We start from the raw sequence: 25,079 nt of genomic DNA on the forward strand, positions 1-25,079 counted from the left end.
TGATTCTCAATTACATTGATGTATTGTTATGACTGATCAGCTTAAACGAACTGCTTCAAATACTGCTATAAAATCAATTCTGATTTTTGGCGCTATGTCACATACTGCTTTTGCACAAAAAGACAATGCCATTGAAACAAACTCAACTGTTCTTCAAATGATTACTTTCACAGCTGAAGCTAATGATGAAAAAACAGAAGGAAGTAAAAGTTACAAGGCTAAATCCTCTAGAACCTCATCAAAGTTAAAATTATCTTTAAAAGAAACACCACAATCCGTAAGCGTGATCACTCGTGAACAAATTGAGCAAAGAAATTTAAATATTATTGATGATGTACTTGCAGCAACACCTGGCGTGACTGTCACTAAAAATGATAGTGAGCGATCAAATTACTCAGCTAGAGGATATGGGATTACTAACCGTCAAATAGATGGCATGCCAATAGGAGATAATAGCCCACGTGTAGACAGCTTCTTCTTTGATCGAATCGAAGTCGTAAAAGGTGCAACAGGTTTAACTGGAGCTACTGGTAATCCATCTGCAACCATTAATATGATTCGAAAACGTCCAGCAAAAGAGCTTTCTGGATCAGCTACCACTTCATTCGGCACTTGGGATACCATTCGAAATGAAGCTGATATTTCTATACCCTTAACTGCAGATGGAAGTGTGAGAAGCCGTGTAATGGCTGCACATAGAGAAGGTAATTCCTATATGGATTACTATTCGCTAGAAACAACAGCAGCAATGGCAATGGTTGAAGCTGATCTAACCAATAAATTAACGGGTGGTATTGGTTTTCAATATCAGGATAATCAACCCAAAGGCTCTACATGGGGTACTGTGCCCTACTGGAATCAAGATGGATCACTGGCAAATTTACCGCGGAATTTTAGTTTAGCAAATAGTTGGAATACAGTGAGCCAAAGTGACAGAACCGCTTTTGCTGACTTAACTTATAAATTTGATAATGACTGGATCGTAAAAGCCGCAGGTTCATATTCATTATCAAAAAGTTTTTGGCTAATGTCATACGGTGGGTCTGGTTTTCCAAATCAAAATGATGGATCTGGTATAGGTGTCTGGACCACAGTTTATCCAACTTCTGAATCCAAGAAAACGAGTCTCGAATTATTTGCCAGTGGTCCATTTAAGCTATTTGACCGGCAACATGAACTCGTTATTGGAGCAAATGGATTTAACCGTTCCACAAATAGTCCTGATGGAAGAGTGAATGGGCTTGCGAGTCATCAATTAACGTGTACAAAGAAAGATGAAAATGGAGTAACGGTGCCCTCAAACAATTTAGGTGATACGTGTGTGATTAATGATTGGCGGACATGGGATGGTAATACCACATTCAAACCTGATTATGATGTTATACCCGTAACTAAAGATTCAAAACAACAAAACTACGGTGCTTATACCGCGCTTAAGTTGAATGTAACGGATGATTTGAAAGTAATTCTGGGCGGACGATACAGTGATTATTCTGCAACGAATGGAACTAAAAGTGATGTTGAAGCAGATGCATTTACTCCATATTTCGGTGCAACTTTTAATTTAAATGATATCTATACGGCTTATGCAAGCTACACAGATATATTCAATCCAAGCAGCAATAAAGACCGGAATAATAATTTCTTAGAACCTGAAGTTGGTAAAAGTTATGAAGCTGGCATTAAAGCCAGTTTCTTAGATGACCAATTACTTGCAACGGCTGCAGCTTTCTGGTCTGAAAAATCAAATGTTGCAATTAAAGATAATGCAGCAATACTCGCAGGTATCAAAACCGATGATGGCGGTGATCCAATGCTATCTTCAGGCGAAGGTTTAAAAATTGAAGGCTTTGAAATTGAAGCTATAGGAAAAATAAACCCTAATTGGAATATTACAGCTGGTTATACTTACTCTAACAGCATAAGTTCTGAACAAGTAAAAGCATCAACAACAATTCCTCAAAATTTAGTTAAAGTATATACAAACTTTAAACTTCCTGAGTATTTGTGGGAAGGTGCTAATAAAATCCATTTAGGATTTGGGGTAAATTGGCAAAGTGATGTAGAAAGTAAATCAAGTAGCGCACCAAAAAATACTGATGGTTATGTTCGTCAAGATGCTTACTTTTTAGCAAGTGCTAATGTTGGATATACTTTTAATGATTCATTAAGTGCAAACCTACAGGCTAATAATTTATTTGATGAAAAATATTATCAGCAAGTTGGCTTTTATAATGGTGTTTATTGGGGTGAACCACGTAATGTGACTTTATCTTTACGTGCTAAATTTTAAGAAAAATTGGATTATTTAAAAATGTTCTCAATCACTTTCTAGTTCTCATTTTACTTTAATTTATTCAAGCCTCTTTTAAGGAGGCTAATCTGAATTAGCAGAATCAAAAGATGATAGCTGAGGTATTCACCTCGGCTATCTACAGTTAGTAATCTGATTAAATTCCCATCTGTGTTTGAACCTGCTGAAGTAGGTGATCAGGCTACATTGTCTTACCCGCTATCTCCTGATCAAGTTGTTTTTTCTGCTCCAGTTTTTCTGCCAGCTGTTGAGGAAGGCTAAAGCTATAAATGCTGCCTGAAAACTTAACGATATTTTATCTCCAGCAACCGATCTTATATCGGTTGTTATGGGTGAGGTAACGTTTGGTGAGTTCTCACAAAAATTCTTAGCTGAGAAGCATCGAAAAGATGGTCGACCACTTGCCGAAAATACACTAAGAACTTATACACACAGCTTAAAGCAGTGTGCTGAATGGGAAAACATGCCACTCTCTTCAATTACTCTATTTATGATCAATAAATTGCTTGAAAGCGTACCTGCATCAACAAGCATTGAAACTCGTAGTTTGTTAATTCAAATATTTGATCTAGCTATAAGTAAAGGCATAGTAGTAGACAATCCAGCTGCACAAACAATCAAGCGTTATCGAGTCAAACAACGTAAGCGCCACACTTTAATGGGCTTAACTGCTATTCGAAATGTATCCCCTCCATGGCTTAAAAACGCAATTGATTTAGCTATGCTCACAACACAGCGACGTATAGACATCATCAATATGAGATGGACCGGCATTAAAAATGGTTTCTTACACGTGGCGCAAGAAAAAACCACAGATGACCCGGAAGATGATTTTGAGCTATTAGAAGGTGCTGGGTATGTTCGAATTAAAATTAATGATGAATTGCAGCGTGTTTTAGATCGTTGTAAAGATCAGGTTTTAAGCCCATACATTATTCACAGAGTACCAAAAGGAAAGACTAAAAACCGTGGTCAAACTAAAGAGCATTGGACACAAATCGAAGCACAATATGTGTCTAGAGAATTTTTGAAAGCAATTAAATTAGCAAATGCATATCCCGAACTAAAGGGTCCCCAACTACCAAGCTTCCATGAAATTCGTGCTCTCTCCATTCACTTGCATAAGAAAGCCGGTAAATCAGCTCAAACATTGGCAGGTCATGTAACTGAAAAATGACTGAATTTTATGCATCAGGACATGAGATTATTTGGAATGACGCAGACGTGGGTATTGACCGTCCCTGTGATCTAAACTGATCCACAAACAATAAAAGCCACTTTATAAGTGGCTTTTTTAATTGGCTGAATTGCCGAAAAAACTGAATGCAAAACCATTTGATAACTCGTTGTTTTCTATAATATCTATGATCGTCCTTTTTCCTATATTTTAGAGGGAAAACGACATATTAAATATATTATAAAACAATAAATTAGAACATATTTAAATACATGTTAAATAAACATCAAGCATAATCAATCATCAGCAGTAAATTTCTAGTGCTATTGTCCGCATATCTATAACAGATAAAAACCACTGCTGTGCAATTGATAAGACTTCAAGCAATCAGATGATTATTTTACGTTAGGTGAAACCATTTCCTCAGGAATGACCAACGCATCAAACTGTGCTTCAGTGACTAAATTCAGTTCAACAGCCACCTGCTTCAGCGTTTTGCCTTCCTTGTATGCAATTTTAGCGACTTTGGCAGCATTCTCATAACCAATCATCGGATTTAAAGCCGTCACTAACATCAGTGAGTTATGTAAGAAATAATCAATTTTTTCACGATTTGGCTCAATGCCTACAGCACAATGCTCGTTGAAACTATTACATGCATCACCCAACAATTGAATAGACTGTAATAAGTTAAATACAATCACAGGCATAAAAACATTCAGCTCAAAGTTGCCTGAAGCACCCGCCACATTGATGGTGGTGTCATTACCCAAGACTTGAGCGACCACCATAGTCATTGCTTCACTTTGAGTTGGATTGACTTTGCCTGGCATAATACTCGAACCAGGTTCATTTTCAGGAATTCTAAGTTCACCCAATCCACAACGCGGGCCACTGGCTAACCAACGAATATCATTGGCAATTTTATTTAAACTGGCAGCTAAAGTTTTTAAAGCGCCAGAAGCAAATACTGCGGCGTCACGTCCTGCTAATGCTTCAAACTTATTGGGTGCAGTGATAAAAGGTAAACCCGTGAGTATTTCCAATTGTTCAGCGGCCTTTTCTGCATAATCAGGATGAGCATTCAACCCTGTTCCAACAGCTGTTCCCCCTAAAGGCAATTCATACAAACCTGAAAGAGCTTGCTGTAGACGTTTCAATCCATGTTCAAGCTGTGACACATAACCACTAAACTCTTGCCCTAAAGTTAAAGGGGTCGCATCCTGTAAGTGGGTACGACCAATTTTGACAATATCTGAAAATTCTTTGGATTTTTGATCTAAAGTGTCACGCAAATGCTGCACTGCAGGTATCAATAATTCATTAATTTGCAAACATGCCGCCACATGAATCGCGGTAGGAAATGAGTCATTGGTCGATTGAGCACGATTGACATGGTCATTGGGATGAACAGGTTTTTGTGAACCTAAAGGATTCCCTAGCTTTTGATTGGCAACATTGGCTATCACTTCATTGCAATTCATATTACTTTGTGTGCCTGAACCTGTTTGCCAAACCACCAGCGGGAATTGGCTATCCCATTTTCCAGAAATCACTTCTTCTGCCGCATCCACAATATAATGTGATAATTCTTGTGGAATTTGATTCAATTCAGCATTGGTTATAGCTGCAGCCTTCTTCACTAAACCCATGGCACGAATCATGGCACGCGGTAAACGCTCTTGACCAATTTTAAAGTTCTGCAAACTGCGCTGTGTTTGTGCGCCCCACATTGCTTCACTGGGTACTTCAACGTCACCCATAGTGTCATGTTCAATACGTGTTTGCATGTTTAACCTCATTGCTGTGTAATATTACAATTTTCTGAATTTCTTGTACAAATGCTATCTGTTATGATCTTAATGAAATTAGAATCAATTGCAAATGGTTATTATTTACAATTTTAAATTTATTTTTTAATTCCCATTTAATGTGTGTTGGTAAAAACGCCATGCATCTTCAATCGTTTTATTGAGGCTGCGTTGGGCTTTCCAGTTTAAGGTTTTAAATGCTTTTTCTGACGTTGCGCCAATTTGATCGAGTTCAGCAGCGGGATAGATATGTGCTTCTAAAGTATTAATTTCTGTATGTGTCACTTTGCTAACTTCATCCAATAAAGCACGAATAGACACTGTAGAACCTGAAATATTAAAGGCTTCACATACATGCTGTTGAGCGCTTAACCAATGTAACGTAGCCAAAATAGCATCACAACAATCCAATACATGTAAGAAACTTCGTTCTGCTGTACTGTCTGAGGTTTGGGCCTGTTGACGTAACTCAACATAATCTCGTTGCTTAGCAGCCACTTGTAAGGCCAATGGAATAATATTTTTAGGTAAAGGCGCAACAAATTCACCTAATACTGCATGTTCAAAAGCACCGGCAATATTACTTAATCTTAAAATTGCAATTTTCCACTCACTATCAGTCAAAGCAGTATCTCGTATAATTTCTTCAATCATTTGCTGTGATTTTATATACGGATTTGGATAAGCATAATCAAATGGCATTTCTTCTAAAAGATTTAAACTGGACTTACCATAGACTGCTAAACTGGATAAATGAACCAGTGTTCGTATACCAGTACGTTGCATAGCGCGGAGTAAACTCATAATGCAACTGACATTATCATTATAATATTCCAGTGGTTTTAAAGCAGACTCTTCAATTGATTTAAAGCCAGCAGTATGAATGACCGCTTCTACAGAATATTGTTCAAAAACTTTATTTAATGCAGGCGTATTTCGAATATCAATTTTGACAAAAGGCACATAACGGCCTGAAATATATTCTAATCGTTCTAAGGTTTGTAAATTTGCATTGGATAAATTATCCACAATAATGACTTCTTGCCCATGCGCCATCAGACTTAAAGCAATGTGTGAACCTATAAAGCCTAAACCACCAGTCACTAAAATCATTGTTTAGATACTCCTTATTATAATCAGTATCTTATATATTATTGGTGTAATTTTGGTGTTCTTGCCAACTTATTCACAGTGACCATAAGCAAAAACCGACTCAAAAATTCTCTTGAGTCGGCTAATCTGCAAGAGCATTATATGATCATATTACAGGTTTCGAATTTTGCATCTGTTGCAGTTATTGTTATTAACTGTATTTTGTTTACTACAAAAAATATCTCCCCTTAGCCTGAGCAAGATTGGGCAAATATGTTGATAGCTGGAAAGAATAAAAATACGACAGACATTATCATTACCTTGTGCATTACTGAAGGGTAAAAGAATTTAGAACTATCAGGCTATAAATTAAAAATGATTCCAGCTTTATAGCAAGGAGACAATTAATGCCAAACTTCATAAAACCTGTATATTGGGGTCTACTTTTCCACCCCATCATAATAATCAGTATTTGTACTGCTGCACATGCCAATACTTCGCCTATAGCCGTTAGTACTCCCCAAAGTAGTTTTTACCCGAATATTGATCGGGATTTAAGTGAAAATTTTTATCCTAATGAGGCAAAAACAGCTGAAAAAATTGCTGACATAATTGAAATGTCGATCCGGAAAGACTATTCCACAGGACTCGCATTACGTGATGCCCACCCCAAAGCACATGGCTGTGTACGCGCAGAATTCAAGATAGATGAAGCGCTCCCCAAAAACATGGCTCTAGGTATCTTTATTCCCGGCAAGACATACCAAGCCTGGATTCGTTTTTCTAATGGATCTAGTGATGCAAAACAGGCCGATATTAAAAGAGATGCTCGGGGCATGGCGATCAAACTTTTGGCGGTGCCGGGGAATAATCTTTTAGATGATGCAGCATCTACGCAAGATTTTATTATGATTAATCATCCTGTCTTTTTTGTTAATGATCCAGCTCGCTATATGTCATTTATGCAGGATATAAATAGTGATAGATTTCTTAAAAAACTCCATATTCCTTTTGCATTAGGGGCTAAAGGAACTTGGATTGCCTTAAATTCTAGAAATAAAATTTCAAATCCGCTGCAAACTCGATATTGGTCCATGGTTCCCTATCAATTAGGACTAGGTTCTGACCGTAAAGCGGTAAAATATTCTGCTAGAGCTTGCTCAACAATAACAGACCCTATGCCAGCACAACCAACTCATGATTTTCTGAGAGATACGCTACGAAATAGTCTGCAAAATGGCGATGCATGTATGGAGTTTTTAATACAGCCTCGAACATCAAATACCATGTCAGTCGAGGACTCTATGACGGAATGGAAGGAAAGCCAAGCTCCTTTTTACAAGGTAGCAACCATCCGCATTCCTCAACAAGTTTTCGATACGCCTGAACAAAATAGGTTTTGTGAAAACCTTTCCTTTACACCGTGGCATACACGACCTGAACATAAACCACTTGGAGTCATAAACCGCATGCGAAAAGTGATTTATGATCGTATTAGTCAAGTTAGACATGATCTGAATTCTACTCACAGATCAGAACCACATTAAGATCTACATACGTGAAGTTATGAGTCAAACCAGATCGTGCAAACTGCAATTAAAACGAAAGCAAATTCTCTCGTTTTGTGCCTGATATAAAAAACCACCCAAAGGCGGTTTTTTATCTATTTGTAAAATACTCAATGATAGATTAGAACCGATAATCAACCTCAACATCAGTAATTAGCGGATCAATTTTAGTTTTGGCTCTAATTAAATCTTTATTGGTATTTTTATAATAAATGTATAGCAATTAAAATCTGCGTAACTTTATTTACAAGGCCTATTTACACGCTTTTCACACAGATCCATATATTAGCATTTAAGCAGTATTATTTAAGATCATATTTTTTATACTTAAAATATGTTTTACGCCCTTCTAAAAAATCTTTATTAACATTAATTTCAGGATCATCAGCACACTGAACTGCTGATTTCAAGTTATTGTCCTGAACCGTTAAATTGTTCTGTGCCCTGCTCTAACCGGCAAAATGGTCTACTTTCATGGCTTGCTGAAAATAAATAAAAGCTGCTATACCGAATACTACTCATACGGCATTAACGATATTGAATTTTTTTGAGGTCATAATTTTATACCGTAGTTTTATTAAAAATATTATGCGTGGAACTCTATATTTCACATAAAAAACCCAATCCAGCTTGATCGGGCTTCTATGAAACAGTTAAACCAATGATTTATTTAAAAATAAATAGAGAATTTCGCATAAGGTGTATTATGCTAATTTTAGAAAAACTAAATTTTTTGATTGATTTTATTTTCGATTAAATGAGTTACTAATTGAGTCATATATTCATAAGTAAATAAATGGGAATGAAACTTTGCTAGCCCTTCTAATCCTAAAGTTAGACCTATAAATTGCCAAGCTATATCGTCAAGGTTTTCTTGATGATTCTTTAATGATGCCGATTCCAATATTTTTTTTACAGACTTCTGCCATTCTTCAATTGCTACTAGAAAGACTCTATTAAATTCAGGACTAATATGACTATTTTGTTCAGCATCATTCCACAATCGAACGTAAGGTAATTCATCTTCTGATTCAGTAAAACCTAGAGCCAAAAGTATTTTTCCCGTTAAACTTAAATTATCATCTATTTCGCTGATATCTAAATTTTTATAAATGAGCTGCATAAATACTTCACACTTTAATTCTTGAATAGTTTTAAAGTGATGATGAATAAGCCCTACAGATAAAGAAGCTCGTTGAGCTAAATTACGTACTGTCAATGTATTCAAACCATCATCTAATGCGATTGTCATAGCAGCATCTAAGATCTGTTTTTTTCGTTCCGTTTTACTTAAGTAGCTCATTTTTTAATACAGTTATTTACAACATCATCAGCATATACAAGTTGCGTAAAAAATCAAAAAATAGTATAAATTGAACATCTGTTCAATTTATACTATTTTTATGTTTTCATATCCCAAATGGCTCATTTTAGCCATTGTAGTTGGGCTTTATCTGCCTGTCGCTATTGATGCAACTGTCCTTCATATTGCTGTACCCACATTAAGCCAAGAGTTAAAAGCAAGCACATCACAACTCTTATGGATTATCGATATCTATCCATTGTTGATGGCTGGGCTTATTTTAGTAATGGGTGCTTTGGGCGATAAAGTTGGTTACCGAAAACTCATGCTGATGGGGAGTATCATCTTCGGAATAGCCTCGGTGCTAGCTGCATTCTCACCTACAGCCAATTTTTTAATTTTTGCAAGAGCTATATTGGCCTTGGGTGCATCAATGATTATGCCTGCCACTTTAGCTTGTCTACGCCATACATTTATGGATGAAAAAGAACGGAACTTTGCTCTAGGACTGTGGGTTATGGCTGGCGGAGCCGGTGCCGCCTTCGGACCTTTGGTCGGTGGGTTACTATTAGAATACTTCTATTGGGGATCAGTATTTTTGATTAATGTTCCTATTGTTATACTTGTAAGTATATGTATTTTAAAGTATCTACCTAAACAAAATTTTATACATGAAAAAAAATTAAATATATTAGATGCGTTAATACTTATAGCGGCCATTCTTTTGGTCATTTACAGTTTAAAATCCGGCTTAAAAGAATTTGATCCTCAATTCATTCTTCTTGGGTTTACAGGAGTTGTACTCGGTTTTTTATTTGTAAAAAGGCAGATTAAAAGTAATCAACCACTATTTGATCTTAAGCTATTTACATCGAAACCTGTGAAATATGGTTTCACAATTTCAGTTGTGGCTATGATTGCGCTGGTAGGATTTGAATTACTTATTTCCCAAAAACTACAATACGTGTATCAATTTAGCCCATTAGAAGCGGGTCTATATATTTTACCATTTATGATTGCAGTCAGTGTGGGTGGCGTGATTAGTACACCCCTTTTAAATAAGTTTGGAACTAAAAAAGTTGCAGTGGTTAGCTTAATACTGAGTTCTGTCTCTATGTATTTTTTATCAGTTGTTAATTTTGAAACTGAATATTTATTTGCATCTTTTTATATGATCTTATTAGGGCTAAGTATTTTATGTGCCTTTTTAGCCGCGACATCAGCAATTTTATCAGGAGCACCTATTGAACAAGCATCATCTGCGGGTGCTATTGAAGGAATGTCCTATGAGTTAGGAACAGGTTTGGGTGTAACAATCTTCGGATTAATGGCATCTTTCTTCTACACAAAAAATGTTGATTTTTATCGTTTTTTTAGTGTTGATCAACTGAAAACAGTTGAAAGTTCCATAGGCCAAACTTATCAAGCCCTTCCAAGCCTATCGCCAGAAAGTGCGGATATCATCATGAAATCAGCCAACTCTGCTTTTGTTATGGCTCATAGCTCTGTCTTAATCTTTTCAAGTTTAATACTTTTGTTTCTTGCTATCTTTATTTGGATCTTTTGGAGGGAAACTTCTCCCAAGACACTATCCATTTAACAGAATGGTGCTGATATGAAATGCACTTTAAATAGCTTTTTATATAGTTAAAAAATTAACTGACCTGAAAACCGCAAAAAGCCGACTTAGTCACAAGTCGGCTTTTTTTAATCAACACTGGTATCTCTGCCAATAATATTGATTATTTTTTAATCTAATTGAGGTTTTTATCTATGTTATCAACGCACCGAGATCTTAAATTATCCCCAATTTCTGCGGATAAAACAGGGATAATTTTTACTCAATTATGTACGCAAAAGCGTACAGAGATTTAGGGATTTTGCGGCTATACGACTTCGCCCCAACCTCCTATCATGGAGACATAAAGAGCAGGATGCTCCAAATAAAAATAAGAATAAACAGCAACGGAGAATGCAGGTACGACAGGAGTTATACCGAAAGCATCAAATATGTAAAAAAGCCCAACAGGATGTCGGGCTTTTTTATTATAAAAAATTAGACTATTAAGGATTTTCTATGAAGGTATGGATGAGTAGTGAATCAAGTAAAGCAGTATTAAATGAAGAACAATTAACACAATTAAATGTTGCTCGTAACTATGTTAGAGAGCTTCTTAATCATAAACTTGAGCATAAGTCTTACGATATACCTTTAGATAGTTGGAATTGTATTACGATAATGATGGGTCCAAAAGGCTTCGAAGAACGAGTCATGTATTCATTTAAAAAAAAGACTATGGATTTTCGTTTAAAAATAAATTACGAGGAATTTAAGTCTACCGATGATCTGGGACGCAAAAAACTTATTTTTGAGATGATGCTCAGAAGTTTAGAATTGTTAAAAATTAAATTTGAAAAGGTTAGGCCTAAGCTTGATCAAAAAGTCTATGAAGAACTTGATAGACTAAAAAATGATGTTGTAGATATTGCAAAAACTGATTCATAACTCATACGGCAAAGACCCATGAATCAAGCCCTTAGCATAAGATCTATTCTGTTAATTTTAGAAAATTTAACCTAGATAAATATTTTATGGATAAATATTAACTGGAAAGCCTGCAAAAGGCTTTATTTCTTTTAAAGCAAACATACTTTGCATTTCTTTTATTCCAGGTAGTCTTCTAATCGTCGACATTGAAAATTCGGCATAAGTATCAAGATCTGGTGATACAACTTGGAGTAAGAAATCTGCATCCCCTCCAATGCTGTAACATGCAACAACATAATCTAAGGCCATTACTTCTTCTTCAAATTTTTTTGCTTCTTTCTCGCTATGACTATCTATAGACACTCGTACAAATACCATTACGCCTAAATCTATTTTTTTACGGTCAAGCAATACTCCATATCCTTGAATAATACCTGTATCTTCAAGCTGTTTAACTCTACGCCAACAAGGAGAGGTCGATAAGCTCAATTGCTCAGATAATTCAGCTGTTGTAATACGTGAGTCTTTCTGCAGTAACTCCAAAATCTTTACATCCGTTTTATCAATTTTTTTATTTTTAGGCATGAATACTCAAGTAATTAACCAAAAAAGTAATTCTATACCCTTTTTTAAGTTTTTTATGAAATAAATAGATCATTTTAATCTTTGTTTTTAACGAAAAATATGTGTAACTTTTCCCTTGATCTATTCTTGTATGGACTATCTTACACAATTCACCACATATATTTTTACTCTAGCTTTAGCTGCGATTTTGCCTGGTCCGGGAATGACAGGACTAATGTTTAAAACACTTACACATGGCTATAAACATGGCGTAATGATGCTCTTTGGACTTATCACAGGTGATATCATTTTTTTACTTATTTCTATTTTTTTAGTTTCTTCACTGACAAAACTAATTCCAAATTTTTCTTTTTATTTGGTGATGCTATCCAGCATATATTTATTGTATTTAGCTTATAGCTTTTGGTCTTTTAAAGGAGATTTACTGCAAATACAAAATAAAAATACCCTTGAAGAAACACTTTTTTCATATAGAGATGGATTGTTTATCACCCTAAGTAATCCTAAAACTATTTCATTTTATCTAGCACTTGTTCCTGCAATTTTTGGAGCATATAGCATGAAAGAACAAACATTTTTTATAATCGTAATAACCGTTTTAACTTTGGCTGTTATTGGTTGTTTTTATGTGTTTTTTTCTTGGAGTCTAAAAAAAATTCTACATAATTTAAAAATACAGAGTGCTTTGCTTAAAGGTTTAGCTCTAATGATGTGCGTGTTAGCTTTGAGCATGATGTATAGAGAATTTACACCATATTTAACTTAATGGCTTTATAAGAAAAAACCCTCATTTAAAGGCATTGATTCACACACTGTACACAAACTGTGACATTAACTTTTATTGAAATCGAATGGGAATGCAGCCCTCACCTGAGGGCCTTCACAATTGTGCCATGACATGCCTTACAAGCATTATATTTCGCCACACTATCCACTGCGCATAACAATACAGTTTTCCCTTGAACTGATTCCAATTTTTGAAGATTTAGATAAGGCTCAAAAAGATTAGCTGGAATCACTGCTGATAAGTGAGTTAATTGCTGACACCCATTATCTCAAGACACACATTGTTATAGACAGGACGATCAATAATCTTTGCATCTCACTTATAACTGTTTCAACTTTGGTTCTTTGTTCAGATTTAACTTGATCATAATCTGCATTCACTTGATTAATGACATTCTGTTTTTCAGCCAAAGCTTTTAATCACTTTCGTTCAATTACTTGGATTTTAACTGTACATTTGGCTTCCGATTCATTGAGCTTTCTTGCCAACTAATTTGTATGAGCAAGTTGGCCAAGGCAGATAAAAAGACAGGTATCAATAGTTTTTAAATTTCAAATAACTAACAACCAATAACTCATTATTTTTAAACAAATATTTTTATAATAATTTTAATATTTGGTTCCAAATTCTTTAGATACCTCCTAAAATTATTGTATACTACCTTTTTATTATGACGTCTGGATGCATCAACATTGGATTGGTCATTCCTCAAGTGAATTGCAATGAGCACTTTATTACTAATTACTTCCGCCCCCACCTCTATTTATGCTTGGCATGCACTTGGATTAGCACGCGCCTTACACGCTAAAAAGCAAGATTTCCGTGTGTTTTTCTATCAAGACGGCGTTTCTGTTGCCAACAATTTACAATGGGTTCCGGATGACCAATGTCATTTAATGAATGAATGGCTAACACTTGCGATTCGCTTACCCGTTTGCGTGAGTGCTGCATTATCCCGTGGAATTAGTGATGAAGAAAATGCCCAGCGCCATCAGATTAGTCAATACAATCTAGCATCAGGTTTTGAACTGGTTGGGCTCGGCGAACTTGCCGATGCCATACAATCAACACAACGTCTAATTCAATTCTAAGATATTATTTTTCGGAATTTTTTGCTTTTAAAAGGTAAATTGTGTGAAAACCGTACTCGTTATTTTAACTCAAGCGAATCTCGCCAATTTACAAGTTCATGAAAGTTTAGCTGCGACCATGGTATTGGCAACTTTCGGTTGTGAAGTTAAAGTCTTATTACAGGATGCTGCTTTAAGTTTGCTAAATTCGAACCTTCAATTCGATCAGTTTAAACACGCATTCAAGCTTGCTTCAAATATGATTGATAGTTTTGAATTTTATGATCTGACCCCAATTTTAATAGAAAATAAACATCGGGCATCATATTTTGTAGAGCATACCGAGCAAGAAATTGAATTTGTTGAATTGAATAGTCAATTGATCCAAAATTTTGATTTTGTTGTGTACTGGTAAAAAAGAGTAAAATTGTATGTCGAATAAAAGTTTATATCTGATTCAAAGTAGTTATTCTGCTACCCCTTCTGCTTTGTCAAAATTAGCACAAACGTATAGCTCAGAAGATCGTGTCATTTTAATGGGTGAATCGGTTTTACATTTTCAACATACGTTTATTCAACAATTGAATCAGTTTTATATATTGGATCGTGATGCAGAAATTTTAGCCAGTCAAATCTTAGAAAATGCAATCGTGATTTCTTATGAGCAATTTGCAGATCTGTGTCTAGCCTATAGCCGTTGTATCCGTTTAGCTTAATTTGAGTATAATCATGAACTTAGATCTCGATCAAGATGGTCATTTAGTCGATTACACCATCTGGAATGAAAGCGTTGCACAAGAATTGGCAAGGAAGCTCGATTTAGAATTAACGCCTTGGCACTTTCAAATATTACAAGCCGTGCGCCAGTTTTATCATCAGTTTGGACACTCGCCTGCAACACGGCCATTAATTAAGTTTTTGATGAAAACTGTCAGCTCAGATATTAACAACGCCGTATTACAAGAACAGTTTAATACAGGGTTAGTCGCACGTCATTTAAGTCGCTTAGCGGGCATTCCTAAACCACCGAACTGCTTGTAAATTTATTTTTAACGTGCCATTTCAGATCATTTTTTTGAATATATTTTTCAGACTTGATTGTGGTTAAAAAGTGAGATTAGAACCAAACGGTCGGTACATAAAAACTAAGTACCACAAAACTCAATAAAGTGACGGTTTCAACGATTTCAATGCTCGCACCAATTGTATCGCCAGTTATCCCACCAATACGTTGCATAAACTTATGTCGCAGATAAACCAGACTACCCAGAAAAATAAAGATCAGCACTAAGCCAGCGTATCCAAAATATAAGGCGCTGGCTAAGCCTAGCGTTAAAACAATGCCAGATCCGAGTTTTGGCAAATATGCTGCAATAGAAAAACCTAGCCCTTTCTCGCGCACATAATGGGTAGTCAAAAATAAAAACAACGGGGTTAAACGTCCCAGAACAGGAAATAAAAGTACTGCTAAAAATAATTGCTGTTCTAATAAGATGTAGATGGCTGACCATTTTAGTAAAGATACTATAATCAAACTGAGTACACCGATTGGCCCACAGTTCGGGTCTTTCATGATTGTTAAAGTACGTTCTTTATCGCCAAAGCCACCAACCCAAGCATCAGCGGTATCGGCCAAACCATCTAAATGCAGACCACCCGTCAACCAAATCCATACCACCAGAACCAGACTTGAAAGCAAAATGGAGGGTAATTCCTGCAATAAAATGACCAAGATAAACAGGATAATTCCGATGATTAGGCCAACTAGTGGATAAAACAATAAAGATTGGGCATTTTGCTGTTGCGTCGGCATTTTTTTTAACTGAATGGGAAATTGAGTCAAAAACTGTAAGGCAATCAAAAATGGTGTCATGATTATTCTTCCTTCAGCAAATGTACCGAAGCATTGTCTCGAATGACAAAGGAGTTGAGTTGCCCCAACTCTGCGCTCATTTTAAGAATATCATCTAATTTATGATTCAAAGCGATGCATTTGAGCAGCTTTATTACGCCGCCATGTGTCACCACTAAAGCATGCTCCCAATCATTTTTTAACATCTGCTGTTGGATTTTTTCAAAGCTAGTGAGAATTCTCTGCTGAAATTCCTGCAATTTTTCTGCATTGGGCGGCGTAAATAGAGTGGGTTGTTGCCAAAAATTAGCCAATAGTTCAGGATTTTTTTCATAAATTACCTGAGTTGAAATACCTTCCCAATCCCCAAAATGCATTTCCTGCAAATGAGAATCAATAATCAACTCAAGCTTTAATTGCTGTGAAATGTGATGTGCAAATAAATGGCATCGCTTTAAAGAAGAACTAAAAACAACGTCCCATTGTAGCTGCTGATGTGTAGATATATGTAAAGACTGATCTATAGTTTGCTGCATTTGCGACCAACCTACTTCGGTTAAATCGTCATCCGTTGAACCCCTTAAAGTGTGGCTTAAAGTAGTTTCTCCATGACGTAATAGATCAATCTTTAACATCTACACTCCTAGATCAATATTCTGGAATTAAACTTTTTCGCCAATCACCGCAGCTTCAGTAAAAGTTGCCATGTTGTTGTGTAAGCTACACGCCAATTTAATAATTCCTAAGGCAGCCCCTGCACCACTCCCTTCACCTAAACGTAAGTTTAGTTTGAGCAAAGGATTTGCCCGAAGTTCTTCTAATAATCGGCGATGACCGTATTCAGCTGACTGATGTCCAAACAACATCCACTCACGAACTGCTGGATTTAAACGTACGGCAAGTAACGCTGAAACTGTCGTAATAAAACCATCAACCACTATAGGAACTCCAAGTTGAGCACAGCGAATATAAGCACCTGTCATGGCTGCTATTTCCAAACCACCCACTGCACACAATGCTTTAAAAGCATCTTGAGCCACATAATCTCGATGCAAGGCCAAAGCCTGATTAATTACATTTTTCTTATGAGTGAGTTGTTCTGCACGAATACCCGTTCCAACTCCTGTTAACTGTTCTGCAGTTTCATTCAATAAAAAGCATGCAACTGCTGAAGCTGAACAGGTATTGCCAATGCCCATTTCCCCTGCGACATAAATAGATGCGCCATACGCCACAGCATCTTCAACACTTTTACGTCCCAAATCCATTGCTGCTATACATTGTGTTTCTGTCATTGCCACGTGATGACTAAAGTTGGCAGTCCCTGCAATGATACAATGGCGTTCTACGCCTTTATATTCATAATCATCACCGACTGTGCCACAATCAATGACTTGTAATTTAGCCCTATATTCTTTAGCAATAACACTAATACATGCACCACCTGAACCGAAATTTTGTAGCATTTGCCGTGTAACTGCTTGCGGATAAGCAGAAATATTTTCCTCCATAATTCCATGATCACCCGCAAAAATGCTAATCCAAGGTCGATCTACCTCTGGACGTGGATTGTCTTGTAAACTTGCCAATAGCACCGCGGTATTTTCAAGTTCAGATAATGATCCTGTCGGTTTGGTCAGTTGTAATTGACGTTCTTGCGCTAATTTTTTTACTTCTGCACTTGGCGTTTTACACGCATCCAACCACCAGCTCATTATTTCTCTCCTTTTAACATCATGGGAAAACCCGCAACACAAAATACAACTTTTTCGGCAATTTGCCCCAATTGTTGATGTAAACGCCCAGATTCATCAACAAACTTACGGCTGATTTCCCCCATTGGAATCACCCCTAAACCGGTTTCGTTACTGACTAAAATCAGTTCCGATTGTAAACTAGCTAAAACTTCAAGCAGTTTTAAGCATTCCTGTGACTGTAATTCAGCATTTTCATGCATCAATAAATTGCTCATCCACAAAGTTAGGCAATCGACAAGAATTAGTTGATTGGGTTGATCCACTCTCATTAAACACTCGGCTAGATATAAAGATTCTTCAATCACAGTCCAATGCTTGGGTCTTTGTGCTTGATGATGATCAATACGAGCCTGCATTTCGCGATCAAATGCCCGCGCCGTTGCAATATAAGTCACGTTTAAATTTGAATCTTTCGCGGCTTGTTCTGCAAAGCGACTTTTACCAGAACGTGCACCGCCTAAAATAAGTTGTATCATGCATTTTCCAATTTAAACTGCTGTAAAGGATAAAGCGGGCCTTGTAGTACCTGTGCCTGATACCAACCAAAGGTAATTTGATCGACTGAAAATTCAAAACTTTGCTGTTCTATATTTTGAATATGTTTAAAAATCAGATCACTTTTGAAGCTATGAGAATATAAACCTAAGGTCAAATGTGGATGATAGGTTAAAGGTGCAATTTCATTTGCAGTTTCTTGAAACAAATGACGAATCTGTTTAAGTAGATTGCTGTCATCCATCACCTCTACAAATAAAGCACTTTCAAAACTATTAATCCTTCCAGTTTTTAATTTAATTTTTTTTGGTCTTTGTGCAATTAATGTCTGGAGATGTTGCTGCATAGCTACGAGATTAAAATCATCATCTCGAACAGGCTTGTGCTGCGTTAAAAAGCCACATACGAATAAAGTAATATGAAACTGTCGGCTATTTGGAGCGTATAAAAAATCTGAAAATTCAGAACGTAGCTGATCTAGATAAGCCAGTAATTCTGGATGTTCAATATGAATATACCAGAGTGAATAATACTCACGACCACAATGCCATTCAGGATAATCCCCTGTAAGGGTCGGAATAACAGAAGTTGAACAGTTTAAGAACACATTATTATCACTTTAAATTCAATCTTATCATTAGAAGGTACCTAGCTGTGCTGACTTTTAATCTTGATCTAGTACATCAGCAAACTGCGCATTCAATACCCGTATAAGATCTTGAGGCTTTATACCGATATCCAAACCTCGTTTTCCACCACTGATATAAATTTTATTTAGTAATTCGGCTGACTGATCAATTACCGTTTTTAAACGCTTTTTCTGTCCTATTGGACTAATACCGCCAACCAAATAACCTGTTAAGCGCTCAGCATCTTTAGGCTCTGCCATCTGTAATTTTTTAGCACCCACTGCCGCAGCAATTTTCTTTAAACTTAACTGATGTGCAACAGGTAAAACTGCAACATAGAAATTTTTGCTGTCTGTTACCAGTAATGTTTTAAAAACTTCCCTTACATCTAAATTAAGCTTTTGGGCAGCTTCTAATCCAAAACTTTTTGCGTGTACATCATGTTCATATTCATGAATTGAAAATTCAATTGCACTCGATTTTAAAACTTTGCAAGCAGGTGTCATTTTTAATGGATTAATCGTCAGTTTATTCAATTATATGCTTTTTCAAACTGAATGTTTAGTTTGCTTAGGCTATTTATTCCTAAATTCACTTCCAATCAATGACTTTAAAAGTCGGTGTTTTGATTTAAATTAAGCATGAAATCTCACATAAATGCTCTTTTAACAATACAATTCATATTACTTTAAATCGTTTATTTATAAAATTTGATTGTCGATTGAACCGCTATAAACCCATTTTAATTGAAAAAATCTGCATACATTGAATTACTCATTCAAATCCATTTTAACAGACAAACCATTTATATAAAAAATATCAATATCATTAACATGCTTTTATTATGTGATCGAAAAATTTTATTTTAATTTTTAAAAAACAGTTAGTTAATAAAATATCCATATAAAACATAAATATACACGCACCAAATTAGGGCCTACTATCATCATTTAAAATATACTTTTATATCTTTAAGATATAGTATCCAAAATTAGTATTTCTCAAATTTATGATGGAGTTGGCTTTTTCTTCTTTACAATGCTTCTTTTTCCTCCTTTCTGAAGTATTAATATTGCTGAGCGATTAAGTACTTTAGCTATTTAAAATTCTTTCCATCGTAAAAGGTATTCAGATAATGGATTTCAGTACCCTTGAACCAGAAGCTATTAAGAAGAAACAAAAGTTTCATCAGATCTTATATGTACAGGTCATCTTTGCAATTATCTTAGGTATCCTTTTAGGACATTTTTATCCAGAATTTGGCGAAAGTTTAAAACCTTTAGGTGATGCTTTTATTAAAATCGTGAAAATGATTATTGCCCCAGTCATTTTTTTAACAGTGGTGACTGGTATTGCCAGTATGACCAATATGAGTCGTGTTGGGCGTGTCACTGGTAAGGCAATGTTGTACTTCTTTACATTTTCTTCACTTGCCCTTGTTATAGGCATGGTAGTGGCAAATATTATTCAACCTGGTAAAGGCTTGAATATTGATCCAACCACACTGGCAACCGATAAAGTTGCAGGCTATGTCGAAAAAGCACACGACGCGACCTTGGTCGATTTCTTCATGAATATTATTCCAAAGACTTTAATTAGTCCTTTGGCTGAAGGAAGTATTCTACAAGTTCTATTCGTAGCCGTTTTATTTGGTATTTCATTAGCTGCAATTGGTGATCGTGGTCGTCCTATTGTAGATCTTTTAAATAACCTAACAGCACCTGTATTTTACCTCGTGGGCATGCTCATGAAATTAGCACCGATTGGTGCATTTGGTGCAATGGCATTTACTATTGGTGCTTATGGTATTCAATCTATTGGTAATTTATTACTATTGATTATGACGTTCTATATCACCGCTCTCTTATTTATCCTGATTATTTTAGGTGCTGTTGCTCGTTATAATGGTTTCTCAATTTTAGCGCTAATCCGATATATTAAAGATGAATTATGGCTTGTATTAGGAACCAGTTCGTCAGAAGCTGCGCTACCTTCTCTTATGCATAAAATGGAAAAAGCAGGCTGTGAGAAATCTGTAGTCGGTTTAGTGATACCAACAGGATATTCATTTAACCTTGACGGTACTAATATTTATATGACGATGGCCGCTTTATTTATTGCACAGGCCTGTAATGTCGATTTATCTATTGGCGAACAAGTCGCATTATTGCTGGTTGCAATGGTGAGTTCTAAAGGTGCAGCAGGCGTAACTGGTGCAGGCTTTATTACATTAGCTGCTACGCTGTCAGTCGTACCTGCCGTTCCAGTCGCTGGTATGGCACTTATTTTAGGTATTGACCGTTTTATGTCTGAGTGCCGTGCATTGACCAACCTTGTTGGGAATGCGTGTGCAACCATTGTGGTTGCTCGTTGGGACAATGCTCTAGATAAAGACGTTTTAAATGAAGCCCTAAATAAACCAAAACAGTCATAAAGTTTTCTTATTTTAAAAAAGAAAAAGAGCCTAATTAGGCTCTTTTTTCATCTTCAATCTCTGTTTAACAATCGATCAATTACCCCAAATTTCTGAAAGATTTTTGCACGACGTTTTGGATGAATATTAGCTTTATTTAAATCACCTTGATAATGATCAAAAACACGTTTATCCATCATTTTAAACCATAAGGATGGAATTAAAGCGGGCAATAACATGGTGGCATAACCACTTGGTAATTCTGGTGCTTCATCAAAATGACGCAAGGCTTGAAAAGGCCGTGTCGGATAAGCATGATGATCTGAATGACGTTGTAACTGATACAAAAATAAATTGGTGGTAATGTTATTGTTATTCCAACTGTGCTCAGGCATGGTTCGTGCAAAAGATCCATCTTCTTTTTGTTCACGCATTAAACCGTAATGTTCAATGTAATTAATGACTTCGAACAAACTTACTCCATAAAAGGCTTGCGTCGCCAAGTAAGGGATAATCTCTCGCCCAAACAGATTTAACAATGTAGCGTGAAATCCAGCACTCATCGCCCAGCCTTGAAATAGTTCATTTTGGGGACTAAAAAATGACAGACCTTTACGTTTTAAACGATTTTTTTCAATCTCTATAGCCGATTTTAAGCCACCAAAAACTGTTCTTGGCCAGAATTCGTAGAAGGTTTCTCCCATTTTCGAAGATGCGGGATCATCGGGAGTAGCTGCACGTCTATGATGCCCATACGGATGTTCAACTCGAAAATGGTTATAAAATAACGGCATTAAAGTCGCATGTGAAAGATAATGATCTTTTTTATGGGGTCTGTGTGATAACTCGTGTGCAGTATTGACTCCAATACCATTAATCGCACCCATGGAAATACCCAGTAAAATTTGATCGAGAAATGAAGTACTTTTTCGACTGACCACATAAGCTGCAAAAACATTGGCAGTCATTTGTAAAGGGATAAAGAGTTTTACAATACGGTCATAATATGGATCTTCGACCAATGATTGGATTTGTTCATTTTCAGGATTGTTATTGTCCTGTCCAACAATAGAATCAATACTGGGAATAATGACATGTAAAAGTAAAGGTCCACCTAAAGCAAAGATTTTTTTTGTCGCTTTAGGGCCAAAATGATAACCTGCCAAAATACCCATTCCAAGCACAGGTAAACCTGGACTCAGTAACCACCAATAGCGCTTTTTATCTAACGCTAAACCTGAGGAAGTAGGCACAATTTGAAGGTGGTCTTGCTTTAAATTTAATGGCGCATTCATGCGATATGCTTCCCTATTTTCTGTTCTATCGCTATATTTATAGAAATAAGCACTCAAGAACAGTTGTGAGCGTCCAAAAAACCTATCTAAACGTCCTTGGCTTAAAGAGCCTATTTTTGACCTAAAATCACATGCTTATACTATTTGAGAATTCTTATACTTTAATTCGCTGATGAAGAACGATAATCATGGATGCTTTAAGTAAAATATTTGATGATATTCATCTTAATCGATCTGAATATATCTATTTAAAACCGCAAGGTAATTGGGTGCATTGTTATCAAGAACAAGATGCCATGATTGGTTATGTGGTTTTAGTCGGTAGTATGATGCTACAACTCAATTCACATACTCAGCTTTATGTTGAAGCTGGAGATCTCATTCTGATGCCATCAGGACAAAATCACTCCTGTTCTAGTCATACACACAGCAATTTGGTAGAAGCTTTAGATATCACCACACTTTTTGATCAAAAAAGACAAGAAACCATTGAATTTGGCAGTCCGAGTGGAGAATCTACACTCATTTTAGCGATCCGCTGCCATCTTGATACCCTTATGGCCCGCCCTTTACTGCATGCCCTACCCCCCTATATTCACATTCACCATATTACAGGCAGTGCAGCACCAGAATGGTTGCAAATTGGTTTACATTTTTTAGCAATTGAGGCGTATCAAATTCGGCCCGGACGCGACAAAATTTTAGATCATCTGGTGAGTATTCTTTTTATTGAATGCGTTCGTGACTACATTGCACAATTAAATGATTCTAATAATTGGCTTAGCGCGCTGTCGCATCCTGAACTATCAAATGCTTTAGCGGCCATTCATAGCCAACCAGAATTGGCATGGACAGTTGAAACATTGGCTGAGCAATGCTGTATGTCCCGCTCTAAATTTGCCACCTTATTTAGCCAGATCGTGGGTGAAACGCCATTGGCATATTTGCAACAATACCGTTTCCGTTTGGCTTCACAACACTTACGTGCAGGACAATTTTCCATTCAACAAATTGCGCACCGAGTCGGTTATTCTTCCGAAACCGCCTTTAGCCAAACTTTTAAAAAACTGTTTAGTTTAACCCCAAGCCAGTATCGTCAACAGTTTCAGTAGATTTTACTGATTTTAAGGTATTGAGAATAGCCTGAACGGGATCTTCACTATTACCTGCAAGCAATTGTTTATGCATCGTAATGTGCTGCATTGATTGAATTTGTGCGGTTTCAACATTCATTAATTTTTCTATTTCAGCCGCTAAGTTTTCGGCGGTGGCGTCATTTTGAATGAGCTCACGAATCACTTTTTTACCTGCAATAATATTGGGCAAAGAATAATACGGAATTTTGATCAGAAATTTAACCACCACATAGGTCAACCAATTCAGCTTATAAAAAGTGACCATTGGGCGATGTAATAACATTGCCTCTAAAGTTGCAGTTCCTGATGCCAAAGCGACAATATTTGAGGCATTCATGACTTGGCGACCAATTTTAGATTCAATATCACTATTCTCCATCAGTTTAATTTTGGCCACAAAGTCACTTGGATAATCTTTTAATAATGCTTCAATTTGTTGCTGACGCGCATCATTAATCGCAGGAATTAAAAAAATATATTCTGGATATTTTTGATAAATAATGTTGGCAGCATCCAATACCAAAGGGCCAAGTCTTTCAATTTCACCACGGCGGCTACCCGGCAAAAGTGCAATATGCTTATCTTCAATATTTAAATTAAGCTCTTGCTTTGCTTCTATAATTGGATTTTTAAGCGGCAATTGACTTGCCAAAGGATGTCCAACACAAGCAGCAGGCACATCAAATTTATGATAAAAAGACTTTTCAAACGGAAATAAGCAGAGCACTAAATCAATACTGGCTTTAATACCATGTACCCGTCCCTGACGCCATGCCCAAACTGAAGGACTGACATATTGAACGGTTTTAATCGGTAGATTTTTTTGTTTTAAGCTTTTCGATAAACGTAAATTAAAATCTGGCGCATCAATACCAATAAAAATATCAACTGGATCTTTACTCCAAGTTTCAACCAAGCCATCACGTACTGCAAATAGTTTTTTAATGTCTTTAAGAACTTCAACAATCCCCATAACCGATAAAACATCCATCGGATAAGCGCTTTTAAACCCCTCAGCGATCATCTGTGGTCCACCAATGCCTTCAAATTCAGCATCAATTCCTTGCTCACGAAAACTGCGGATTAGTTTTGCGCCCAAAGTATCACCTGATACTTCTCCAACCACTATACCGATTTTAAGCTTCCGATTTTGCAAGACTTTTATCCTATTTAAATTTAGAACTATTTTAACATATTCAATTTATTTAAAGCGTAATCTTAAAATCACTTTCTAAACATGGCTTAAAGCATTTCTATCTAAATTCTCACTCTTTTTATTTATTTTAATTCAAAAACTCAATTACTTC

24 protein-coding genes are annotated in these 25,079 nt (G+C 36.2%); 12 read left to right on the forward strand and 12 right to left on the reverse strand.

Going from position 1 to position 25,079, the window contains the following annotated elements; translation table 11 throughout:
* The first annotated feature begins 28 nt into the window (after positions 1-28).
* Positions 29-2,293, forward strand: coding sequence for a TonB-dependent siderophore receptor (locus GA0116959_RS10965; protein WP_092720730.1), 2,265 nt, complete (start codon positions 29-31; stop codon positions 2,291-2,293).
* Positions 2,294-2,642: 349 nt separating this feature from the next.
* Positions 2,643-3,491 carry a site-specific integrase gene (locus GA0116959_RS10970; protein WP_244878595.1) on the forward strand — a complete coding sequence of 283 codons (849 nt, stop codon included), beginning with the start codon at positions 2,643-2,645 and terminating at the stop codon, positions 3,489-3,491.
* 395 nt (positions 3,492-3,886) lie between these two features.
* Here the strand turns inward: GA0116959_RS10970 and fumC are convergent, their stop codons facing one another.
* Both fumC and GA0116959_RS10980 read right to left on the reverse strand, forming a co-directional pair.
* On the reverse strand, positions 3,887-5,281 hold the full coding sequence (gene fumC, locus GA0116959_RS10975; RefSeq protein ID WP_092720731.1) for a class II fumarate hydratase: 1,395 nt from the start codon (positions 5,279-5,281) through the stop codon (positions 3,887-3,889).
* 126 nt (positions 5,282-5,407) lie between these two features.
* The gene (locus GA0116959_RS10980; RefSeq protein ID WP_053577842.1) at positions 5,408-6,415 is read right to left on the reverse strand and encodes an SDR family NAD(P)-dependent oxidoreductase; all 1,008 of its coding nucleotides are present in this window, start codon (positions 6,413-6,415) and stop codon (positions 5,408-5,410) included.
* 386 nt (positions 6,416-6,801) lie between these two features.
* Between GA0116959_RS10980 and GA0116959_RS10985 the strand changes: the two genes are divergently transcribed.
* Positions 6,802-7,941: a catalase family protein gene (locus GA0116959_RS10985; protein WP_092720732.1), complete on the forward strand. Its 1,140-nt coding sequence runs from the start codon at positions 6,802-6,804 to the stop codon at positions 7,939-7,941.
* Between the two features lie 745 nt (positions 7,942-8,686).
* Here the strand turns inward: GA0116959_RS10985 and GA0116959_RS10990 are convergent.
* A complete protein-coding gene (locus GA0116959_RS10990) occupies positions 8,687-9,265 on the reverse strand; it encodes a TetR family transcriptional regulator (protein ID WP_092720733.1) in 579 nt (192 codons plus the stop codon).
* A 100-nt stretch (positions 9,266-9,365) separates the two neighbouring features.
* Here GA0116959_RS10990 and GA0116959_RS10995 point away from each other — a divergent pair, with 100 nt between their 5' ends.
* Together GA0116959_RS10995 and GA0116959_RS11000 are read left to right on the forward strand one after the other, a co-directional pair.
* Entirely contained in the window at positions 9,366-10,865 is a 1,500-nt protein-coding gene (locus tag GA0116959_RS10995; RefSeq protein ID WP_092720734.1) for an MFS transporter, read from the forward strand.
* A gap of 477 nt (positions 10,866-11,342) precedes the next feature.
* Positions 11,343-11,771 (forward strand): Imm44 family immunity protein, encoded by a 429-nt coding sequence (locus tag GA0116959_RS11000; protein WP_092720735.1) that lies wholly within the window; start codon positions 11,343-11,345, stop codon positions 11,769-11,771.
* Between the two features lie 84 nt (positions 11,772-11,855).
* Here the strand turns inward: GA0116959_RS11000 and GA0116959_RS11005 are convergent, their stop codons facing one another.
* A complete protein-coding gene (locus GA0116959_RS11005; protein ID WP_092720736.1) occupies positions 11,856-12,338 on the reverse strand; it encodes an Lrp/AsnC family transcriptional regulator in 483 nt (160 codons plus the stop codon).
* A 130-nt stretch (positions 12,339-12,468) separates the two neighbouring features.
* Between GA0116959_RS11005 and GA0116959_RS11010 the strand changes: the two genes are divergently transcribed.
* The 5 genes from GA0116959_RS11010 (at position 12,469) to GA0116959_RS11035 (ending at position 15,236) form a co-directional block, all read left to right on the forward strand.
* The gene (locus tag GA0116959_RS11010; RefSeq protein ID WP_092720737.1) at positions 12,469-13,104 is read left to right on the forward strand and encodes a LysE family translocator; all 636 of its coding nucleotides are present in this window, start codon (positions 12,469-12,471) and stop codon (positions 13,102-13,104) included.
* A 743-nt stretch (positions 13,105-13,847) separates the two neighbouring features.
* Complete coding sequence (gene tusD / locus GA0116959_RS11020) at positions 13,848-14,216, forward strand: sulfurtransferase complex subunit TusD (RefSeq protein ID WP_092720738.1); 369 nt, start codon at positions 13,848-13,850, stop codon at positions 14,214-14,216.
* 43 nt (positions 14,217-14,259) lie between these two features.
* The gene (locus tag GA0116959_RS11025) at positions 14,260-14,610 is read left to right on the forward strand and encodes a hypothetical protein (RefSeq protein ID WP_092720739.1); all 351 of its coding nucleotides are present in this window, start codon (positions 14,260-14,262) and stop codon (positions 14,608-14,610) included.
* Positions 14,611-14,626: 16 nt separating this feature from the next.
* Entirely contained in the window at positions 14,627-14,911 is a 285-nt protein-coding gene (locus GA0116959_RS11030) for a DsrH/TusB family sulfur metabolism protein (RefSeq protein WP_053577838.1), read from the forward strand.
* Positions 14,912-14,924: 13 nt separating this feature from the next.
* Positions 14,925-15,236, forward strand: coding sequence for a TusE/DsrC/DsvC family sulfur relay protein (locus GA0116959_RS11035; RefSeq protein WP_092720740.1), 312 nt, complete (start codon positions 14,925-14,927; stop codon positions 15,234-15,236).
* Between the two features lie 76 nt (positions 15,237-15,312).
* On the opposite strand, the gene GA0116959_RS11040 is transcribed toward GA0116959_RS11035, so the two are convergent.
* From GA0116959_RS11040 to ybaK, 6 genes are read right to left on the reverse strand one after another with little or no spacing between them, the layout of a single operon-like run.
* Positions 15,313-16,068: an adenosylcobinamide-GDP ribazoletransferase gene (locus GA0116959_RS11040; RefSeq protein WP_092720741.1), complete on the reverse strand. Its 756-nt coding sequence runs from the start codon at positions 16,066-16,068 to the stop codon at positions 15,313-15,315.
* 2 nt (positions 16,069-16,070) lie between these two features.
* Entirely contained in the window at positions 16,071-16,682 is a 612-nt protein-coding gene (locus GA0116959_RS11045; protein WP_092720742.1) for a histidine phosphatase family protein, read from the reverse strand.
* A 27-nt stretch (positions 16,683-16,709) separates the two neighbouring features.
* Complete coding sequence (gene cobT / locus GA0116959_RS11050; protein ID WP_092720743.1) at positions 16,710-17,762, reverse strand: nicotinate-nucleotide--dimethylbenzimidazole phosphoribosyltransferase; 1,053 nt, start codon at positions 17,760-17,762, stop codon at positions 16,710-16,712.
* Complete coding sequence (cobU, locus tag GA0116959_RS11055) at positions 17,762-18,280, reverse strand: bifunctional adenosylcobinamide kinase/adenosylcobinamide-phosphate guanylyltransferase (protein ID WP_092720744.1); 519 nt, start codon at positions 18,278-18,280, stop codon at positions 17,762-17,764. Before cobU ends, cobT begins: the two co-directional genes overlap by 1 nt.
* A complete protein-coding gene (locus tag GA0116959_RS11060; RefSeq protein ID WP_092720745.1) occupies positions 18,277-18,906 on the reverse strand; it encodes a 2'-5' RNA ligase family protein in 630 nt (209 codons plus the stop codon). Before GA0116959_RS11060 ends, cobU begins: the two co-directional genes overlap by 4 nt.
* 57 nt (positions 18,907-18,963) lie before the next feature.
* The gene (gene ybaK, locus GA0116959_RS11065) at positions 18,964-19,434 is read right to left on the reverse strand and encodes a Cys-tRNA(Pro) deacylase (RefSeq protein WP_092720746.1); all 471 of its coding nucleotides are present in this window, start codon (positions 19,432-19,434) and stop codon (positions 18,964-18,966) included.
* Between the two features lie 629 nt (positions 19,435-20,063).
* On the opposite strand from ybaK, the gene GA0116959_RS11070 reads away from it, so the two are divergent.
* Positions 20,064-21,362, forward strand: coding sequence for a dicarboxylate/amino acid:cation symporter (locus tag GA0116959_RS11070; protein WP_092720747.1), 1,299 nt, complete (start codon positions 20,064-20,066; stop codon positions 21,360-21,362).
* A 53-nt stretch (positions 21,363-21,415) separates the two neighbouring features.
* On the opposite strand, the gene GA0116959_RS11075 is transcribed toward GA0116959_RS11070, so the two are convergent.
* Positions 21,416-22,636, reverse strand: coding sequence for an alkane 1-monooxygenase (locus GA0116959_RS11075; protein ID WP_092720748.1), 1,221 nt, complete (start codon positions 22,634-22,636; stop codon positions 21,416-21,418).
* 188 nt (positions 22,637-22,824) lie between these two features.
* Between GA0116959_RS11075 and GA0116959_RS11080 the strand changes: the two genes are divergently transcribed.
* Positions 22,825-23,748: an AraC family transcriptional regulator gene (locus GA0116959_RS11080; RefSeq protein WP_092720749.1), complete on the forward strand. Its 924-nt coding sequence runs from the start codon at positions 22,825-22,827 to the stop codon at positions 23,746-23,748.
* Here the strand turns inward: GA0116959_RS11080 and lpxB are convergent.
* Entirely contained in the window at positions 23,708-24,928 is a 1,221-nt protein-coding gene (lpxB, locus tag GA0116959_RS11085) for a lipid-A-disaccharide synthase (RefSeq protein WP_092720750.1), read from the reverse strand. The genes GA0116959_RS11080 and lpxB overlap by 41 nt on opposite strands.
* Positions 24,929-25,079: the final 151 nt, after the last annotated feature.

It is taken from the genome of Acinetobacter albensis (genome assembly GCF_900095025.1).
Lineage (GTDB): Bacteria > Pseudomonadota > Gammaproteobacteria > Pseudomonadales > Moraxellaceae > Acinetobacter > Acinetobacter albensis.

What these genes read in the sequence shown, in the direction of transcription:
- GA0116959_RS10985 (WP_092720732.1), top strand. Translation starts at nt 6,802, where the DNA reads ATGCCAAACTTCATAAAACCTGTATATTGGGGTCTACTTTTCCACCCC.
- GA0116959_RS10980 (WP_053577842.1), bottom strand. Translation starts at nt 6,415, where the DNA reads ATGATTTTAGTGACTGGTGGTTTAGGCTTTATAGGTTCACACATTGCT.
- GA0116959_RS10970 (WP_244878595.1), top strand. Translation starts at nt 2,643, where the DNA reads ATGGGTGAGGTAACGTTTGGTGAGTTCTCACAAAAATTCTTAGCTGAG.
- GA0116959_RS10995 (WP_092720734.1), top strand. Translation starts at nt 9,366, where the DNA reads ATGTTTTCATATCCCAAATGGCTCATTTTAGCCATTGTAGTTGGGCTT.
- GA0116959_RS10990 (WP_092720733.1), bottom strand. Translation starts at nt 9,265, where the DNA reads ATGAGCTACTTAAGTAAAACGGAACGAAAAAAACAGATCTTAGATGCT.
- GA0116959_RS11005 (WP_092720736.1), bottom strand. Translation starts at nt 12,338, where the DNA reads ATGCCTAAAAATAAAAAAATTGATAAAACGGATGTAAAGATTTTGGAG.
- GA0116959_RS11075 (WP_092720748.1), bottom strand. Translation starts at nt 22,636, where the DNA reads ATGAATGCGCCATTAAATTTAAAGCAAGACCACCTTCAAATTGTGCCT.
- GA0116959_RS10965 (WP_092720730.1), top strand. Translation starts at nt 29, where the DNA reads ATGACTGATCAGCTTAAACGAACTGCTTCAAATACTGCTATAAAATCA.
- tusD (WP_092720738.1), top strand. Translation starts at nt 13,848, where the DNA reads ATGAGCACTTTATTACTAATTACTTCCGCCCCCACCTCTATTTATGCT.
- cobT (WP_092720743.1), bottom strand. Translation starts at nt 17,762, where the DNA reads ATGAGCTGGTGGTTGGATGCGTGTAAAACGCCAAGTGCAGAAGTAAAA.
- GA0116959_RS11040 (WP_092720741.1), bottom strand. Translation starts at nt 16,068, where the DNA reads ATGACACCATTTTTGATTGCCTTACAGTTTTTGACTCAATTTCCCATT.
- cobU (WP_092720744.1), bottom strand. Translation starts at nt 18,280, where the DNA reads ATGATACAACTTATTTTAGGCGGTGCACGTTCTGGTAAAAGTCGCTTT.
- fumC (WP_092720731.1), bottom strand. Translation starts at nt 5,281, where the DNA reads ATGCAAACACGTATTGAACATGACACTATGGGTGACGTTGAAGTACCC.
- GA0116959_RS11070 (WP_092720747.1), top strand. Translation starts at nt 20,064, where the DNA reads ATGGATTTCAGTACCCTTGAACCAGAAGCTATTAAGAAGAAACAAAAG.
- GA0116959_RS11045 (WP_092720742.1), bottom strand. Translation starts at nt 16,682, where the DNA reads ATGTTAAAGATTGATCTATTACGTCATGGAGAAACTACTTTAAGCCAC.
- GA0116959_RS11030 (WP_053577838.1), top strand. Translation starts at nt 14,627, where the DNA reads ATGTCGAATAAAAGTTTATATCTGATTCAAAGTAGTTATTCTGCTACC.
- GA0116959_RS11080 (WP_092720749.1), top strand. Translation starts at nt 22,825, where the DNA reads ATGGATGCTTTAAGTAAAATATTTGATGATATTCATCTTAATCGATCT.
- GA0116959_RS11010 (WP_092720737.1), top strand. Translation starts at nt 12,469, where the DNA reads ATGGACTATCTTACACAATTCACCACATATATTTTTACTCTAGCTTTA.
- ybaK (WP_092720746.1), bottom strand. Translation starts at nt 19,434, where the DNA reads ATGACACCTGCTTGCAAAGTTTTAAAATCGAGTGCAATTGAATTTTCA.
- GA0116959_RS11035 (WP_092720740.1), top strand. Translation starts at nt 14,925, where the DNA reads ATGAACTTAGATCTCGATCAAGATGGTCATTTAGTCGATTACACCATC.
- GA0116959_RS11000 (WP_092720735.1), top strand. Translation starts at nt 11,343, where the DNA reads ATGAAGGTATGGATGAGTAGTGAATCAAGTAAAGCAGTATTAAATGAA.